The 14,891-nt window shown below is 63.7% G+C and carries 13 protein-coding genes and 1 tRNA gene; 5 read left to right on the top strand and 9 right to left on the bottom strand.

Annotation, left to right across the window (positions count from 1 at the left end; genetic code table 11):
- Nucleotides 1-102: 102 nt before the first annotated feature.
- From atpD to EBBID32_RS02225, 5 genes are all read right to left on the bottom strand, one after another.
- Complete coding sequence (atpD, locus tag EBBID32_RS02245) at nucleotides 103-1,548, bottom strand: F0F1 ATP synthase subunit beta (RefSeq protein WP_006949914.1); 1,446 nt, start codon at nucleotides 1,546-1,548, stop codon at nucleotides 103-105.
- Between the two features lie 24 nt (nucleotides 1,549-1,572).
- Complete coding sequence (locus tag EBBID32_RS02240; RefSeq protein ID WP_006949913.1) at nucleotides 1,573-2,457, bottom strand: F0F1 ATP synthase subunit gamma; 885 nt, start codon at nucleotides 2,455-2,457, stop codon at nucleotides 1,573-1,575.
- A gap of 69 nt (nucleotides 2,458-2,526) precedes the next feature.
- The gene (gene atpA / locus EBBID32_RS02235; RefSeq protein WP_006949912.1) at nucleotides 2,527-4,056 is read right to left on the bottom strand and encodes a F0F1 ATP synthase subunit alpha; all 1,530 of its coding nucleotides are present in this window, start codon (nucleotides 4,054-4,056) and stop codon (nucleotides 2,527-2,529) included.
- Nucleotides 4,057-4,058: 2 nt separating this feature from the next.
- Nucleotides 4,059-4,613 (bottom strand): F0F1 ATP synthase subunit delta, encoded by a 555-nt coding sequence (locus tag EBBID32_RS02230; RefSeq protein WP_037488288.1) that lies wholly within the window; start codon nucleotides 4,611-4,613, stop codon nucleotides 4,059-4,061.
- Nucleotides 4,614-4,796: 183 nt separating this feature from the next.
- Nucleotides 4,797-6,317 carry a S1C family serine protease gene (locus tag EBBID32_RS02225; protein ID WP_440590952.1) on the bottom strand — a complete coding sequence of 507 codons (1,521 nt, stop codon included), beginning with the start codon at nucleotides 6,315-6,317 and terminating at the stop codon, nucleotides 4,797-4,799.
- Nucleotides 6,318-6,457: 140 nt separating this feature from the next.
- Here EBBID32_RS02225 and ada point away from each other — a divergent pair, with 140 nt between their 5' ends.
- Together ada and EBBID32_RS02215 are read left to right on the top strand one after the other, a co-directional pair.
- Nucleotides 6,458-7,528 carry a bifunctional DNA-binding transcriptional regulator/O6-methylguanine-DNA methyltransferase Ada gene (ada, locus tag EBBID32_RS02220; protein WP_037488286.1) on the top strand — a complete coding sequence of 357 codons (1,071 nt, stop codon included), beginning with the start codon at nucleotides 6,458-6,460 and terminating at the stop codon, nucleotides 7,526-7,528.
- A gap of 78 nt (nucleotides 7,529-7,606) precedes the next feature.
- Nucleotides 7,607-9,127 (top strand): hypothetical protein, encoded by a 1,521-nt coding sequence (locus EBBID32_RS02215; protein WP_006949903.1) that lies wholly within the window; start codon nucleotides 7,607-7,609, stop codon nucleotides 9,125-9,127.
- On the opposite strand, the gene EBBID32_RS23395 is transcribed toward EBBID32_RS02215, so the two are convergent.
- From EBBID32_RS23395 to EBBID32_RS02205, 3 genes are read right to left on the bottom strand one after another with little or no spacing between them, the layout of a single operon-like run.
- Complete coding sequence (locus EBBID32_RS23395; RefSeq protein ID WP_081628013.1) at nucleotides 9,042-9,260, bottom strand: DUF1289 domain-containing protein; 219 nt, start codon at nucleotides 9,258-9,260, stop codon at nucleotides 9,042-9,044. The genes EBBID32_RS02215 and EBBID32_RS23395 overlap by 86 nt on opposite strands.
- Complete coding sequence (locus EBBID32_RS02210) at nucleotides 9,260-11,428, bottom strand: primosomal protein N' (protein WP_006949898.1); 2,169 nt, start codon at nucleotides 11,426-11,428, stop codon at nucleotides 9,260-9,262. The genes EBBID32_RS23395 and EBBID32_RS02210 overlap by 1 nt, the downstream gene beginning before the upstream one ends.
- 44 nt (nucleotides 11,429-11,472) lie before the next feature.
- On the bottom strand, nucleotides 11,473-12,123 hold the full coding sequence (locus tag EBBID32_RS02205) for a DUF2490 domain-containing protein (RefSeq protein WP_006949897.1): 651 nt from the start codon (nucleotides 12,121-12,123) through the stop codon (nucleotides 11,473-11,475).
- Between the two features lie 141 nt (nucleotides 12,124-12,264).
- Here EBBID32_RS02205 and fsa point away from each other — a divergent pair, with 141 nt between their 5' ends.
- Nucleotides 12,265-12,918 carry a fructose-6-phosphate aldolase gene (fsa, locus tag EBBID32_RS02200; protein WP_006949896.1) on the top strand — a complete coding sequence of 218 codons (654 nt, stop codon included), beginning with the start codon at nucleotides 12,265-12,267 and terminating at the stop codon, nucleotides 12,916-12,918.
- An 81-nt stretch (nucleotides 12,919-12,999) separates the two neighbouring features.
- On the opposite strand, the gene EBBID32_RS02195 is transcribed toward fsa, so the two are convergent.
- Nucleotides 13,000-13,076, bottom strand: a tRNA-Arg gene (locus EBBID32_RS02195).
- A gap of 69 nt (nucleotides 13,077-13,145) precedes the next feature.
- On the opposite strand from EBBID32_RS02195, the gene EBBID32_RS02190 reads away from it, so the two are divergent.
- Together EBBID32_RS02190 and EBBID32_RS02185 are read left to right on the top strand one after the other, a co-directional pair.
- A complete protein-coding gene (locus EBBID32_RS02190) occupies nucleotides 13,146-13,865 on the top strand; it encodes a queuosine precursor transporter (RefSeq protein WP_006949894.1) in 720 nt (239 codons plus the stop codon).
- Between the two features lie 64 nt (nucleotides 13,866-13,929).
- Nucleotides 13,930-14,877 carry a GGDEF domain-containing protein gene (locus EBBID32_RS02185; RefSeq protein ID WP_006949893.1) on the top strand — a complete coding sequence of 316 codons (948 nt, stop codon included), beginning with the start codon at nucleotides 13,930-13,932 and terminating at the stop codon, nucleotides 14,875-14,877.
- Nucleotides 14,878-14,891: the final 14 nt, after the last annotated feature.

Raw genomic sequence — 14,891 nt, 5'->3', positions numbered from 1 at the left:
CCCCTCCCTTTAGGGAGGGGTCGGGGGAGGGGATGTTGGTCAGGGATCGCCCATAACAGGCCCTCCCCTAACCCCTCCCGCAAGCGGGAGGGGAATTTGGATTTACGCCGCTTCGGCGGCCAGCTTCTTGGCCTTTTCAATGGCCTCGTCGATGCCGCCGACCATGTAGAAAGCGTTTTCGGGCAGATGGTCATATTCGCCATCGACCACCGCCTTGAACGACTTCACCGTGTCCTCGATCTGGACGAACTTGCCGCTGATACCGGTAAAGACTTCCGCGACGTGGAAGGGCTGCGACAGGAACTTCTGGATCTTGCGCGCGCGGGCGACGGTCAGCTTATCCTCTTCGGACAGCTCGTCCATGCCCAGAATGGCGATGATGTCCTGCAACGACTTATACTTCTGCAGGATCGACTGGACGGCGCGGGCGGTGTCATAATGTTCCTGACCCACGGTGCGCGGCTCCAGCACGCGGCTGGTGGAGTCGAGCGGATCGACCGCCGGGTAGATGCCCAGTTCCGAAATGGCGCGGTTGAGAACGGTCGTCGCATCAAGATGCGCGAACGAGGTTGCAGGTGCCGGATCGGTCAAATCGTCCGCAGGAACGTACACGGCCTGCACCGAGGTGATCGACCCCTTGTTGGTGGAGGTGATGCGCTCCTGCAACTGGCCCATGTCGGTCGACAGGGTCGGCTGATAACCCACGGCCGAAGGAATACGGCCGAGCAGAGCGGACACTTCCGCGCCCGCCTGGGTGAAGCGGAAGATGTTGTCGACGAAGAACAGCACGTCCTGATTTTCGACGTCGCGGAAATATTCCGCGATGGTCAGGCCCGACAAAGCGACGCGCGCGCGCGCGCCCGGCGGCTCGTTCATCTGGCCGTAAACGAGCGCGACCTTGGAGCCTTCGGAGACGGCATTGCCGTCGGCGTCCTTGGCGATGACGCCCGCGTCGAGAAATTCGTGGTAGAGATCGTTACCCTCACGGGTCCGTTCACCCACGCCCGCGAATACCGACGTGCCGCCATGGCCCTTGGCAATGTTGTTGATCAGTTCCTGGATGAGAACCGTCTTGCCCACGCCCGCGCCGCCGAACAGACCGATCTTGCCGCCCTTCGCGTAAGGGGCGAGCAGATCGATGACCTTGATGCCGGTGACCAGGATCGCGCTTTCGGTCGACTGGTCGACAAATTCAGGCGCCTTGGCGTGGATCGGCGAGCGCATGTCGGTCGCGACCGGGCCGCGCTCGTCAATGGGTTCGCCCACGACGTTGAGGATGCGGCCGAGCGTGGCGGGGCCAACGGGTACGCTGATCTGCGCGCCGGTGTCGGTCACTTCCTGGCCACGGGTCAGACCCTCGGTCGAGTCCATCGCGATGGTGCGGACGGTGTTTTCACCCAGATGCTGGGCGACTTCCAGAACAAGGCGCTGGCCGTTGTTACTGGTTTCCAGCGCGGACAGGATCGACGGGAGCGCATCGGGGAAGGTCACGTCGACGACAGCGCCGATGACCTGCGAAATGCGGCCTACATTGTTGGTGGTTGCCATGACTGCTTCCTTGCGTGCGTGTGCTTAGAGGGCTTCAGCGCCCGAAATGATTTCAACGAGTTCGGTGGTGATCGCGGCCTGGCGGCTGCGGTTATACTGGATCGTCAGCTTGTTGATCAGGTCGCCGGCGTTGCGCGTCGCGTTGTCCATCGCGGTCATCGACGCGCCCTGTTCGGATGCGTTATTTTCCAGCAGCGCCTTGAACAGCTGGATCGCGACGTTGCGCGGCAGCAGGTCGTCCAGGATCGCTTCCTCGCTCGGCTCATATTCGACCGTCGCGGCAATGGCGTTGCGGTCGGCATCGGCCGGGATCTTGACCGGGATGATCTGCTGTTCGGTCGGAATCTGCGCCAGCGCCGACTTGAAGCGCGAATAGAAGAGATGCGCGACGTCGAACTTGCCGTCCAGATACATGGTCGTCAGCTCGCCCGCGATAGCGTGCGCCTGATCATAACCGGGCTGCTTCGCGCCGGTCGTGTCATATTGGGCGACGATCTGGCCGGGATACATGCGGTTGATCACCGGACGGCCCTTGCGACCGATCAGGTAGAATTTCACCGTCTTGCCCTGTTCGATCAGCTCATCGGCCTTGGCGCGGGCGGCCTTGACGATGTTGGCGTTGAACGCGCCAGCAAGTCCACGGTCGGAGTTGGCGACGACCAGCAGATGCACATCATCCTTGCCGGTACCGGCCAGCAGCGGCGACGCGCCTTCGCCCGAACCGCCCGCAATCTTCGAGGCGAGGGAGGCGACGACCGCTTCCAGACGGCTGCTATAGGGGCGCGCGGCTTCCGCTGCGGCCTGCGCCTTGCGCAGCTTCGCGGCGGCGACCATCTGCTTCGCCTTGGTGATCTTCTGGGTCGATTTGACCGACCCGATGCGGATCTTCAGTTCCTTGAGGCTTGCCATCTCAATCCCGAATTCAGTGTAGGGAGGCCGCCGGGTAACCGGCGGCCTTCATCAAATCAGGCGTTCGACTTAAGCAAAAGTCTTGCTGAAGCTGTCGAGCGCGGCCTTGAGCTTGCCCTTGGCGTCGTCGCCCAGATCCTTGCTGTCGCGGATCATGGTCAGCACGTCGGCATGATCGTGGCGCAGATAGGCCAGCATCAGCTCTTCGTAACGGGTCACGTCCTTGACGGCGATGCTGTCGAGATAGCCGTTGGTGCCCGCGAAGATCGACGCAGTCTGCTCCTCGAAGGGCAGGGGCGAAAATTGCGCCTGCTTGAGCAGCTCGGTCAGGCGCGCACCACGGTTCAGCAGCTTCTGGGTCGACGCATCGAGGTCCGAACCGAACTGAGCGAAGGCCGCCATTTCGCGATACTGGGCCAGCTCCAGCTTGATCGAGCCGGACACCTTCTTCATCGCCTTGGTCTGCGCGGCGGAACCGACGCGCGACACCGACAGGCCGACGTTAATGGCCGGACGGATGCCCTGGTAGAAGAGGTTGGTTTCCAGGAAGATCTGGCCATCGGTGATCGAAATCACGTTGGTCGGGATATAGGCCGACACGTCGCCTGCCTGCGTCTCGATGATCGGCAGCGCGGTGAGCGAACCCGAACCATTGTCGCTGTTCATCTTGGCCGCGCGCTCCAGCAGGCGGCTGTGCAGATAGAACACGTCGCCCGGATAGGCTTCGCGGCCCGGAGGACGACGCAGCAGCAGCGACATCTGGCGATAGGCCACGGCCTGCTTCGACAGATCGTCATAGACGATGACGGCGTGCATGCCGTTGTCGCGGAAATATTCGCCCATGGTCACGCCGGTATAGGGGGCGAGATACTGGAGCGGGGCAGGTTCCGAAGCGGTCGCGGCGACGACGATCGAATATTCCATCGCGCCATTTTCTTCGAGCTGCTTGACGATCTGCGCCACGGTCGAGCGCTTCTGGCCGATCGCGACATAGATGCAATAGAGCTTCTTGCTCTCGTCATCGCCCGCGTTCGCGGCCTTCTGGTTGATGAAGGTGTCGATCGCCACGGCGGTCTTGCCGGTCTGGCGATCGCCGATGATCAGTTCGCGCTGGCCACGGCCAACGGGAACGAGCGTGTCGATGGCCTTGAGGCCGGTCTGCACGGGTTCATGGACCGAGGTACGCGGGATGATGCCGGGCGCCTTGCGCTCGACGCGCATACGCTGGTCGGACACGATCGGACCCTTGCCGTCGATCGGATTGCCCAGACCGTCCACGACGCGACCCAGCAGACCCTTGCCGACGGGAACGTCGACGATGGTGCCGGTGCGCTTGACGGTGTCGCCTTCCTTGATCTCGCTGTCCGATCCAAAGATCACGACACCGACATTGTCGGCTTCCAGGTTCAGCGCCATGCCCTGAATACCATTGGCGAATTCGACCATTTCGCCCGCCTGGACGTTGTCGAGGCCATGGACGCGGGCGATGCCGTCACCCACGGTCAGCACGGAACCGACTTCGCTAACCTGCGCTTCGGTGCCGAAATTGGCGATCTGGTCCTTGATGACCTTCGAGATTTCTGCGGCGTTGATATCCATGTTCAGCCTTTCATCGCCATGGCGAGACTATTCAAACGGGTACGAATGGAGCTGTCGATCATCTGGCTGCCGATCTTGACGACCAGCCCGCCCAGGATCGCGGGGTCGACCTTGGCATCGACGGCGACGTCGCGGCCGACACGGGCGCGCAGGCTTTTGCTAAGCGCGGTGATCTGCGTCTTGGTCAGCGGGTGCGCGCTCGTTACTTCGGCGCGGGCCTCACCCTTGTGATTCGACAGCAGGGTTTCATAGGCGCGGATGACGGCGGGAAGCTGGCCGAGGCGGCGGTTCCCGGCAAGCACGCCCAGAAATTTCGTGGTCAGGGGATCGATCCCCATGGAGGATGCAACCGCGGCGATCGTCTTTCCAGACGCATCGCGGCTCAGCACGGGGCTGTTGATAAGCGCTTTGAAATCAGACGATTGGGCAATCGCCGCCTTCAGCGCGGCCAGGCTTTCCGCCACGGTGTCGAGCGATTGGCCATCGCGTGCCAGATCGAACAGCGCAACCGCGTAGCGGCCGCTGAGGCTGGCCTGTATACCGCCGGTAGTCTCCACGCGCTTACCGTCCTCCATTTGATGTGCCGGTCATGCAAAGAGGGGGGGAGCAGTTACGCCCGTCCCCCTTGTTGTGGGGCCGGTTAGCAGCGCGATTATGACTATGCAAGTCATGCTGCGCGATTCCGTCAATAGTGCGAAATCACTGCCATTTGACTGAGTTTTTATGCGGCTGCGAATCGGCTATTCAACAGGATCGACCGGTGCAAGCCGGCCCTTCTGGCAATGATAGACGATCCGTTCATTGGGCTGGGCCGGAACCAAGGCTGCCATTTGCGATTGCAGCGCGGCAATCCGGGCGAGTGCCTCCGGGTTGCTGCCACAAGCGGGAATCGGCTTGTCGCCGACCAGTGCGCGCGCCCTGGCCATCGTATCGCCATCGGGCAGCCAGCGATCGACGCGCAGCACGCCATTGACCGGATCGAAGCGGCTGGAGGCCAGATAATGGCCGTCCGTCGGGATGGTGACACGCTGCCATTCCGTGCCGCTGGCGACATATTGGGTGTCGCCGTTGACGCAGCCGCCTTCGGCCCAGTTAAAGCCGATATCATTGGGTTGCGACAGGGTCAGGCGGCTGCGCGCTATATCGACCTTGCAGATATTGTCGCCCGCCCAGGCAAAGGCGGCATTGCTGACAATGCCCTGATCCTGCGCCACGGCGACCTTTTCGTCGATGCTGGCGAAGCTGGGTTTGAAGAAGAACAGCCCCAGCGCGGCGAACAGCAGCAGCCCGCCAATCGCAATGGCCCAGGTCGCGTGCTTCTCACGCTTCTGGCTGTAGAATAGTCCGCCAGCGCCCAGGCCCAGCACGGCCAGCGCCAGCAGCACGGCGGCCCCGGCCATGGCGTTTTCGCGCGCGGAAATAACCTCCCGCTCGGCAGCATCGCGGGCGCGATCCATCGCCTCTTGGCGCGCGCTGTCGCTGGCGCGCAGCTTTTGTTCGCTCATCGCCGATTCGCGCTGGAGGATGGCGGCCTCGGCCGAATCGACCTCGGCAAAGGACCGGCATGGGACGATCGTATGGCGAGAGGAGACGCCCGCCTGCCGCAGGAAGGAGGCGACTTCGCGCCATGACACGGCAAAGCCGAACTCCGCGTCGCTGCCGTCGGATATCGACCCGAAGCTGTTGACCCCCAGCACCCGGCCGCAATCATCGATCAGCGGCCCGCCGCTATTGCCCGCTGCCAAAGGCGCGGTGTGCAGCAGCGTGTCAAAGCTGCGGCTCGCACGGCCCGCCGACACATTACCGCTGGTTTTGACCGTCGCCACCGGTTCGACCATCTGCTTGAGGCCCAGACCCTGTGCCCGGTCGACCGTGCCGGGATAGCCGATCGCGGTGACATGCTGGCCATCGGTCACGGCACCGGCATAAAAGGTGCTGACCGGCAGACTGCCCTGTTCCAGCTGGATAAGGGCCAGATCGTTGCCCGGCGAAAAGGCGACGATCCGCCCGCCATAGGTCTTGGTCCCTTCGGACGGAATGACGCCGATGACGAGATTCTTTTCTTCCCGTGCCAGTTCCACGACATGGGCATTGGTCAATATCTTGTCGGGCGCGACCGCAAGGCCACTGCCATGGCCGACAAAATAGGCTTCGCTGCCATCGGTCGCGACCAGCACGACACGCACCACTCCACGCGCGGCAGCCGCGATGTCCTGCTGCTCGGCATGGGAGGCAACCGGCGCGGCAAGGGCAAGGGCCAGGAGGATGAAGCGGAAAAGAGCGACCATATGGCCGCATACATATGCGATGGCGGGCGTTGCGCAATCGGGAAAAGAGCGTGGTTTTTTGAGCGCAAGCCGTGGGAAGCATGGCCAGCGGTTCCGCTTTATCCCATAACAGCATGAACCAGATGACCCGCCTGTCCGATCCCCCAACCGCTTCGGCGTCCTCCATGCCCGATCCCGACCAGTGCTGGGCGGCGGTGTCGCGCCGCGACCGGGTGATGGACGGGCGGTTCGTCGGTTGCGTTGCCACCACCGGCATATATTGCAAGCCGAGTTGCGCGGCGCGCCACCCGAAGCGTGAGAATATGACCTTCCTGCCCGATCCTGCCGCTGCGCGGGCTGCGGGCTTTCGCGCCTGCCTGCGCTGCCGCCCGGATGAAACGGGGCGGGACCAGCGGGCGGTCGCCGCCGCGATCGCGCTGATCGAGGCGGCAGAGGACGCCCCCCGGCTGAACGCGATTGCCGCCCATGTCGGCTATGCCCCGCATCATTTCCATCGCCTGTTCAAGCGGGAGACGGGCCAGACCCCCGCCGCCTTTGCACGCGCGCTGCGGGCCGACCGGCTGAAAGTCGCGCTCGACGCAGGTGGCAGCGTGACTGCGGCCATCTATGAAGCTGGTTATGCCGCGCCCAGCCGTGCCTATGCCGATGCGGCGTCTCATCTGGGGATGACGCCCAGCGCCTGGCAGGCGGGCGGACGCGGCGTCACGATCCGCTGGCGTGTGGTCGACAGCAGCCTTGGCCCGATGCTGGTCGCCGCCACCGACAAGGGGCTGTGCCGGATCAGCTTTGACGAGGGCGAGGAGGCATTGCGCACCCGCTTCCCGCAGGCGGACCTGCGCCCCGCCGACGCCGCGCTGGACCGGCTCGCCGCCGCCGTAGTGGCGCTGGTTGATGACCCCACGGGCGCGCCGGACCTGCCGGTCGATATTGGCGGCACCGCCTTCCAGCAGGCGGTCTGGTCCGCCCTGCGCGCCATTCCCGCCGGGCAGACCCGCAGCTATGGCCAGATCGCTGCCGCCATCGGTCGACCCGGCGCAGTCCGGGCGGCCGGCACCGCCTGCGGCGACAATGCGCTCGCCGTCCTCATCCCCTGCCACCGCGTCCTGCGCAGCGACGGTATGGCGGGCGGCTATGCCTGGGGCGTGGAAAGAAAACAGGCGTTGCTCGCGCGGGAAAAAGGATAAGCAACGGATCAGATTGCGCTTCCCATTCCGTTCTGCCTTCGCCACTCTGGTCGCCGGTTTTTGGGGTGGAATGCAACGATGCGGATATGGGTGGCCCTGCTGCTAAGCATGGGATGGATGATGGCGCTGCCCGGCACGGCGCAGGCGGCGTGGTGGCAGGCGAAAAGTCGCCACTTTACCGTCTATAGCGAGGGCAATGACGAAAAGCTGCGCGGCTTTGCCGAACGGCTGGAGAAATTCGATTTCCTGCTGCGGCGGCTCTATAATGTGACCGATCCTGAACAGGGCAGCCCGGTGCTGGTCTATCTCCTGTCCAATGACCGGAAGGTGCAGAAACTCGCGGGCAATCCCAATATTGGCGGCTTTTACACAACGTCGGATCGGGCCGCCGTTGCCGTGCTCGCGCGTGGAGAAAAGACGGGTAAATTTGACATGGGCGCGGAGGAAATTCTCTTCCACGAATATGCCCATCATTTCATGCTGCATCATTTTCCGGCGGCTTATCCGGCTTGGTATGTCGAGGGGTTTGCGGAGTTCTTTTCGGTCGTCAATTTTCCGAAAAACGGTTCCATCGAATATGGGCGCATACCCTTGGCCCGGCTGCCTACTTTGCGCCTCGAATCACCTTACCCCGTTAAAAACCTGTTCGCGCGGGATACTGGCGGCCTCAGTTTGCGCGATGGAGATCGTTACTATGGCACCGCCTGGCTGCTCACCCATTTCTACCAATATGACAAGGGTGAGCGTCGGCAGGAAATTGCACGTTATCTGAACGATCTGGCGCAGGGTGTACCGAATATAAAGCCGGACAGTTACTTTGAAGGCGGGCTGGATGGTTTGGACAAGGATGTCAGAACCTACATCAAACGACGCGCCCTATCCTATAATGCGCTAACCCCGTTGGAGATGAAGATCGGCGAGATCGTCGTCAGCCCGGTCGATCCGGCGCAGGGTGCGCTGGTCGAGGATGAATTGCGGCTCACCAATCGCGCGAAAACTGATGAACTTCCCGCCATCGTTACCGCCATTCGGGCGACCGCGGCCAAATTCCCCGACTCCGCTTATGCTGCGGCGCTGCTGGCGGAAGCGGAATGGGCCGCGGAGGATAAGGATGCGGCACTGGCGGACGCGGACCGGGCGATCGCGCTCGATGCCCAATCGTCGCGCGGCCATGCGGTGCGGGCGCAAGTGCTGCTTGAGCGGGCGCATGACAGCGACAAGGCGGAGGATTGGAAAGCAGCGCTGACCGCCATCGTCCGCGCCAATCGGGCCGACACCGAAGATCCTGTGCCGCTGGCACTCTTCTACCGCTATCACGCGATGCGCGGCGGCAAGATGCCCGACCTTGGCTATGATGGCCTGTACAAGGCCTTCACCCTGCTGCCGCAACGCCCGGACTATCGTTTCAATTTCGTCAATGCCACCGCAGCACGGGGCGATTATGCCACTGCGTCCCTGCTGCTCGATCCCATCGCCTATTCGCCGCATGGGTCGGAGATGCGCGAAGCGGCGGTCAGGATGAAGGCGGATCTGGACGCTCAGGCAGCGGCGAAGTCCGGGGAGAAGGCGAAACCGGGAAATCCCGCACCCGCGCCATGACGGCGGCGCGCGCGTCGTCGCCCATGCTGCGCCAATGGACGATCTCGTCGATCGTTCGCCCGCACCCGATGCAGACACGCGCCGCGTCCAGCGCACAGAGGTTGCGGCATGGGCTGGTAACGGGCGTGTCCATCACATGAAACTATAGGGATCGACATCTACCGCCACGCGGGTGCTGGATTTCCAGACGATATTGCCCAACCATTCGCGGATCGCCGCCTGAATATCCACCTGCCGCGTCGCATGGATCAGCAGCCGGTGGCGATGCCGCCCGCGCAGGACGGAGAGCGGCGCGGGCGCGGGACCATAGACCCGCATCCCCTCGATCAGCGGGGCCGATTTGCCGATCAGTCGCGCGACCTGTGCCGCCTCGTCCGCATCCTCGCTCGAAATGATGATCGCGGCGAAGCGGCCGAAGGGCGGGGCGTTGGCGCGCCGCCTATTCTCCGTCTCGACCGCGTAAAATCGCTCGGTATCACCCTCGATCAGCGTCTTGATCACTTCGCCTTCGGGCATCCGCGTCTGGATGAACACCCGCCCCGGCTTCTGCCCGCGGCCCGCACGTCCGGCGACCTGCATGATCTGCTGGAAGGTTCGCTCGGACGCGCGCAGGTCGCCCCCCTCCAGCCCCAGATCGGCGTCGATCACCCCCACCAATGTCAGGTTGGGGAAATGATAGCCCTTGGTCACCAACTGCGTGCCGACGATGATGTCGATATCGCCCGCCTCCACCGACTTCACGAAATCGGCGACCCTGGCGGGCGAAAACAAAGTGTCGGACGTGACGATGGCGGTGCGCGCCTGTGGCCATAGCGCCTTCACCTCATCGGCGATCCGTTCCACCCCCGGCCCGCAGGCGACCAGACTATCCTCCTCCTTGCACTCCGGGCAGAAGCGCGGCGCGGGGACGACATGGCCGCAATGATGACAGGCGAGCCGATGGGTCAGTCGATGCTCGACCATCCAGGCCGTGCAATTGGGGCATTGGAAGCGATAGCCGCAATGGCGGCACAGCGTCAGCGGCGCATAGCCGCGCCGGTTGAGGAACAGCAGGCTTTGCTCGCCCTTGGCCATCACCTCGTCGATCGCCTTCACCAGGGGGGGGGCGATCCAGCGGCCGCGTTCGGGCGGATCGGTCAGCAGGTTGATCCCCTCGATCGCGGGCATTTCCGCCCCGCCATAGCGCGACGGCAGCCTGATCTCGCGATAGCGGCCCAGTTCGACCTGATGCCGCGTTTCGATCGCCGGGGTCGCCGACGCCAGGATGACCGGAAATTTCTCTATGAGGCCGCGCATCACCGCCACGTCGCGGGCGTGATAATGGACGCCATCCTCCTGCTTGAAGCTCGCCTCATGCGCCTCATCGACGACGATCAGGCCGAGTTTCGGGTAGGGCAGGAATAGCGCCGACCGCGCGCCCACCACCACCTGCGCCTGACCACTGGCAATCGCCCGCCACGCCCGCCGCCGCTCGGTCTGGCGCAGCCCGCTATGCCAGTTTACCGGAATCGTGCCGAAACGCGCCTCGAACCGCTCCAGAAATGGCTCGGTCAGCGCGATTTCGGGCAGCAGCACCAGAACCTGCCGGTCGGCGCGGATGGCGGCGGCAATCGCCTCGAAATAGACCTCCGTTTTGCCCGAACCTGTCACTCCGTCCAGCAGGAAGGGCGCAAAATCATGCGCGCGTACCGCGTCCGCCATCGTCGTCGCCGCGTCCGCCTGCGCCGCTGACAGCGCGGGCGGCGCATGGTCGGGGTCAGGCGCGGGGAAGGGGGTGTCGACGCTCACTTCGATGGCGTCGAATATGTCCTGCTTGATGAGGCCGCGAATCACCGCGTCGCTCACCCCGCCGATCAGTGCCAGTTCGCGGATCAGCCCCTGGCGCTCGCCGATCCGCTCCAGCGCCTGCGCACGCTGTTCGGTCATGCGATCGGGCTGGTGGCCATTGGCCTTATATTCGATGACGGTGCGTGTCCCCTCCAGCGCCGCCATCGACGCCAGCGCCATGCGCAGCACGGCGGCGGGGGGCGACAGATAATAGTCCGCCGTCCATTCGATCAGCCGCCGCAGCGTGGCGGGCAGGGGTGGCGCGTCCACCAGCTCGATCAGATTGCGCAGCCGATTGTCGCCCACGCTCTCGACATCGGGAAAACTATCCTCTTCCCACACCACGCCGACCAGCTGGCGCGGGCCGAGCGGCGCGACGACGATACTGCCGGGCTTGACGTTCATCCCGTGCGGCACGCGATAGTCGAGCGGCCCCAGGGCAGCGTTGAGCAGGAGGACACGGGCGCGGGACATGCCCCGTCCTTAGCCCGTCCCGCCCGCCGCGCAAATGGCGCGTGTCAGATGCGCCAGCTCAGCGTCAGCCACGGGATATGCGCCACGACATCGGGTCGCCCGTCGCGGAAAGTCTGTTGCCGCATATAGAGTAGTTGCGCGTCCACGCCCTTGCCGATCGGATGGCGCAGGCCGATCTGGTGCCGCATCGTGGCAAGGCCGGTCTTGTCGTTCGCCCGCGCGCGGTTGAGGTGAAAGAATAGTTCCGTCGCAACGATCGCCGTCCATTGCTTCGTCTGGTCCAGCGGCACGCTGGCCTGCACCCGCTGGCGCAACCGCCAACTGGCGGTGTCGGTATTATCAAAGAAACGCTGCTCCATCCGCGTCCGGCTGAGCCATATCCCCTTGCTCAACGTCACCTGCTGGTGCAGCCGCAATTCCTGATCCACCTCGCTTTTCAGATAGGCGATCCCGCCGCCCACCTGCACCAATGGAGCAATACGGTGGTCGATGGCGATACGCGCCAGAAACTGCTCGCCCCCGCTGCCCGCGTCCGACCGGGCGCGCTGGCTCGAATCGATCGTCACCAGGTCAGCTTTGCTCACCCTGATCGTCGCCATTTCGGCGATCCACATTTGTGACTCTTGCGTGGCGGCGGCGGCGGGCGAAGCGGTAGCCATAGCCGACAGGGCAAGGATCAGGCGGCGCGGCTTCATGACAAAATCCTTTGGTAACGTTGCCGCGCCTTAATCATGTTGCTGAACTGTTGCAAATGCCGCCAGCCTGCCGCGATGATGGCCAATCCTGCATCCAGCCGCTAAACGGAGCCGATTCGCTTATAGCCGGAGCCGCATTCCATGAAATTCTTCGTCGACACCGCCGACACCGCCGAAATCCGTGACCTCGCCGCCACCGGCCTGCTCGACGGCGTCACCACCAACCCGTCCCTGATCCACAAGTCGGGCCGCAAATTCCTCGAAGTGGTCGAGGAAATCTGCGGGCTGGTCGATGGTCCCGTCTCCGCCGAAGTCGTCGCGCTCGATCATGAGACGATGATGAAGGAAGCCGCCGTCCTGCGGAAGATCGCCCCCAATGTTTGCATCAAGGTGCCCTTGACGATCGACGGCCTCAAGACCTGCAAGGCGCTGACCGATGATGGCGTGCTGGTCAATGTGACCCTGTGCTTCTCCGCCAATCAAGCGCTGCTCGCGGCAAAGGCAGGCGCCAGCTTCATCTCGCCCTTCGTCGGCCGCCATGACGATAATGGATTTGACGGCATGGCCCTCATTCAGGACATCCGCCTGATCTACGACAATTACGGCTTCGACACCGAAATTCTGGTCGCGTCCGTCCGCCACCCCATCCATGTGCTGGAAAGCGCCCGCATCGGTGCCGACGTCATGACCGCGCCGCCCGCCGTCATCAAGGCGCTGTTCAACCATGTCCTGACCGATAAGGGTATTGCAGGCTTCCTGGCTGACTGGGAAAAGACCGGCCAGACCATCCTGTAAACCAGGCTATTCGGGCGCGTGAAGCCGCGCGCCCGACCAATTTACGGGAACGACCGGCCCCCGACCTTTATCAACGGTTGATGGTGACCCCGGCAGGACTTGAACCTGCGACCATCCGCTTAGAAGGCGGATGCTCTATCCAGCTGAGCTACGGGGCCGTCGTCCGCTCCGATAGCGGGGGCGGGGACGGGTTGCAATCACCGGCCTCTGCGATATGCAATGTTCCCATGAGCGACGGGGCAGTTCACAAAATTGATGCAGGCGCGCTGGGCGGACGACCGCTGCGCTATTTCGATTTTGTCATGGCGGCCTTCGTCGTCATCCTGCTGCTGTCCAACCTGATCGGCGCGGCCAAGCTGTCGACGCTGGGCGGCGTCACCTTTGGCGCGGGCATCCTCTTCTTCCCGCTGGGCTATGTCATCGGCGACGTGCTGACCGAAGTCTATGGCTATGCCCGCGCGCGCCGCTGCGTCTGGGCCGGCTTTGTCGGGATGCTGTTCATGGCCTTGATGAGCTGGGTCGTGGTCGCGCTGCCGCCCGCGGCTGGCTGGCCGGGGCAGGACGCCTATGAAGCGGTGTTCGGCAGCACCTGGCGCATCGTGTTCGCCTCGCTCGTCGCTTTCTGGGCCGGGGAATTTGCCAACAGCTTCGTCCTCGCCCGGATGAAAGTGCGGACGCAGGGCAAGCATCTGTGGATGCGCACCATCGGTTCGACGATCGTGGGGCAGGGGGTGGACAGCCTGCTCTTCTACCCGCTTGCCTTTTATGGCGAGTGGAGCAATGCGCAGCTGCTGACCGTCATGGTCACCAACTGGGCGATGAAGGTCGGCTGGGAAGCGCTGCTGACGCCGGTGACCTATGCAGTGGTCAACATGCTCAAGCGGCGCGAAGGGCTGGACGTCTATGACGAAGCCACTGATTTCACGCCCTTCCGCGCCCGGCTCTGATTTTTTAAGCGGTGGTGCAGTGCGGTAAAGTCTCTGTTTACCAGCCCGGTTGCATGACGGCGCCATGAGCAGGCAATCGCATCGGCAGTTTCGCGAATCGGATTTCGGCAAAGCGTTGCCGATGGACGCGCTGCCCGATGGTGTGATGGCGGCTGCGCTGGCGCTGGCGCAGCGCCGGTTCGAGGCGACCTTCCTCCACGCGCCGGTCGGCATTGCCCATGTCGGGCTGGACGGCACCTTCCTGCTGGTCAATCCGCGCTTTTGCGAGATTAGCGGCCATGATGCCGACATGCTGATGCGCACCGGTTTCCAGCAGATCACCCATCCCGACGATCTCGACACTGACGAAGCGTTGCTCGCCCGCCTCCATGCCGGGGACTTTCCCCGCTATACGCTGGAAAAACGCTATATTCGTGCGGACGGCACGATCATCTGGATCAACCTGACCGTCGCCATGGTGCGCGACGCGGCGGGGCAGCCAGAATTTTACGTCGCGGTGATCGAGGACTTGTCCGAACTGCGCCAGGCGAGTTTCGAGGCGTTACATGATCCGCTGACGGGACTGCTCAACCGGCGCGGGCTGGCCGTGCGCGCCAACGCCATGTTCGCCGACACCGCGCGGACCGGAAAGCCGACCAGTCTGCTGTTCCTCGATCTCGACGGGTTCAAGCAGCTCAACGACAGTCAGGGCCATGCCGCGGGCGATGCCTGTCTGGTCAATGTCGCCGCACTGCTATCCGCCCATGCCGGGGCGAATGACGCGGTCGCGCGGGTAGGCGGCGACGAATTTCTGATGCTGATCCCCGCGCTGGACGCGCGTTCAGCCACCCAACGGGGCGAAACGATCCGCCACGCACTGGCGGCGCAGGACATCGGCGTCAGCGGATCGTTCGGGCTGGCCACCGCCAGTGGCACGACCGATCTCGACCGGCTGATCGACAGCGCCGATGGCGCGATGCTGGCCGCCAAGCGCGCGGGCAAGAACCAGTTGCGGGTTGCGAGTCTCCACTAGGGCGTGGTGACGAT

It is taken from the genome of Sphingobium indicum BiD32, assembly GCF_000382885.1.
GTDB classification, from domain to species: Bacteria; Pseudomonadota; Alphaproteobacteria; order Sphingomonadales; family Sphingomonadaceae; genus Sphingobium; species Sphingobium japonicum_C.
The sequence above is the reverse complement of the archived record's forward strand: the minus strand, read 5'-3'. Positions and strand labels throughout refer to the sequence as shown.

Excerpts from the sequence above, each read along its gene's own strand:
- atpD (WP_006949914.1), bottom strand. The coding sequence starts at position 1,548 with ATGGCAACCACCAACAATGTAGGCCGCATTTCGCAGGTCATCGGCGCT.
- EBBID32_RS02240 (WP_006949913.1), bottom strand. The coding sequence starts at position 2,457 with ATGGCAAGCCTCAAGGAACTGAAGATCCGCATCGGGTCGGTCAAATCG.
- atpA (WP_006949912.1), bottom strand. The coding sequence starts at position 4,056 with ATGGATATCAACGCCGCAGAAATCTCGAAGGTCATCAAGGACCAGATC.
- ada (WP_037488286.1), top strand. The coding sequence starts at position 6,458 with ATGAACCAGATGACCCGCCTGTCCGATCCCCCAACCGCTTCGGCGTCC.
- EBBID32_RS02215 (WP_006949903.1), top strand. The coding sequence starts at position 7,607 with ATGCGGATATGGGTGGCCCTGCTGCTAAGCATGGGATGGATGATGGCG.
- EBBID32_RS23395 (WP_081628013.1), bottom strand. The coding sequence starts at position 9,260 with ATGGACACGCCCGTTACCAGCCCATGCCGCAACCTCTGTGCGCTGGAC.
- EBBID32_RS02210 (WP_006949898.1), bottom strand. The coding sequence starts at position 11,428 with ATGTCCCGCGCCCGTGTCCTCCTGCTCAACGCTGCCCTGGGGCCGCTC.
- EBBID32_RS02205 (WP_006949897.1), bottom strand. The coding sequence starts at position 12,123 with ATGAAGCCGCGCCGCCTGATCCTTGCCCTGTCGGCTATGGCTACCGCT.
- fsa (WP_006949896.1), top strand. The coding sequence starts at position 12,265 with ATGAAATTCTTCGTCGACACCGCCGACACCGCCGAAATCCGTGACCTC.
- EBBID32_RS02190 (WP_006949894.1), top strand. The coding sequence starts at position 13,146 with ATGAGCGACGGGGCAGTTCACAAAATTGATGCAGGCGCGCTGGGCGGA.
- EBBID32_RS02185 (WP_006949893.1), top strand. The coding sequence starts at position 13,930 with ATGAGCAGGCAATCGCATCGGCAGTTTCGCGAATCGGATTTCGGCAAA.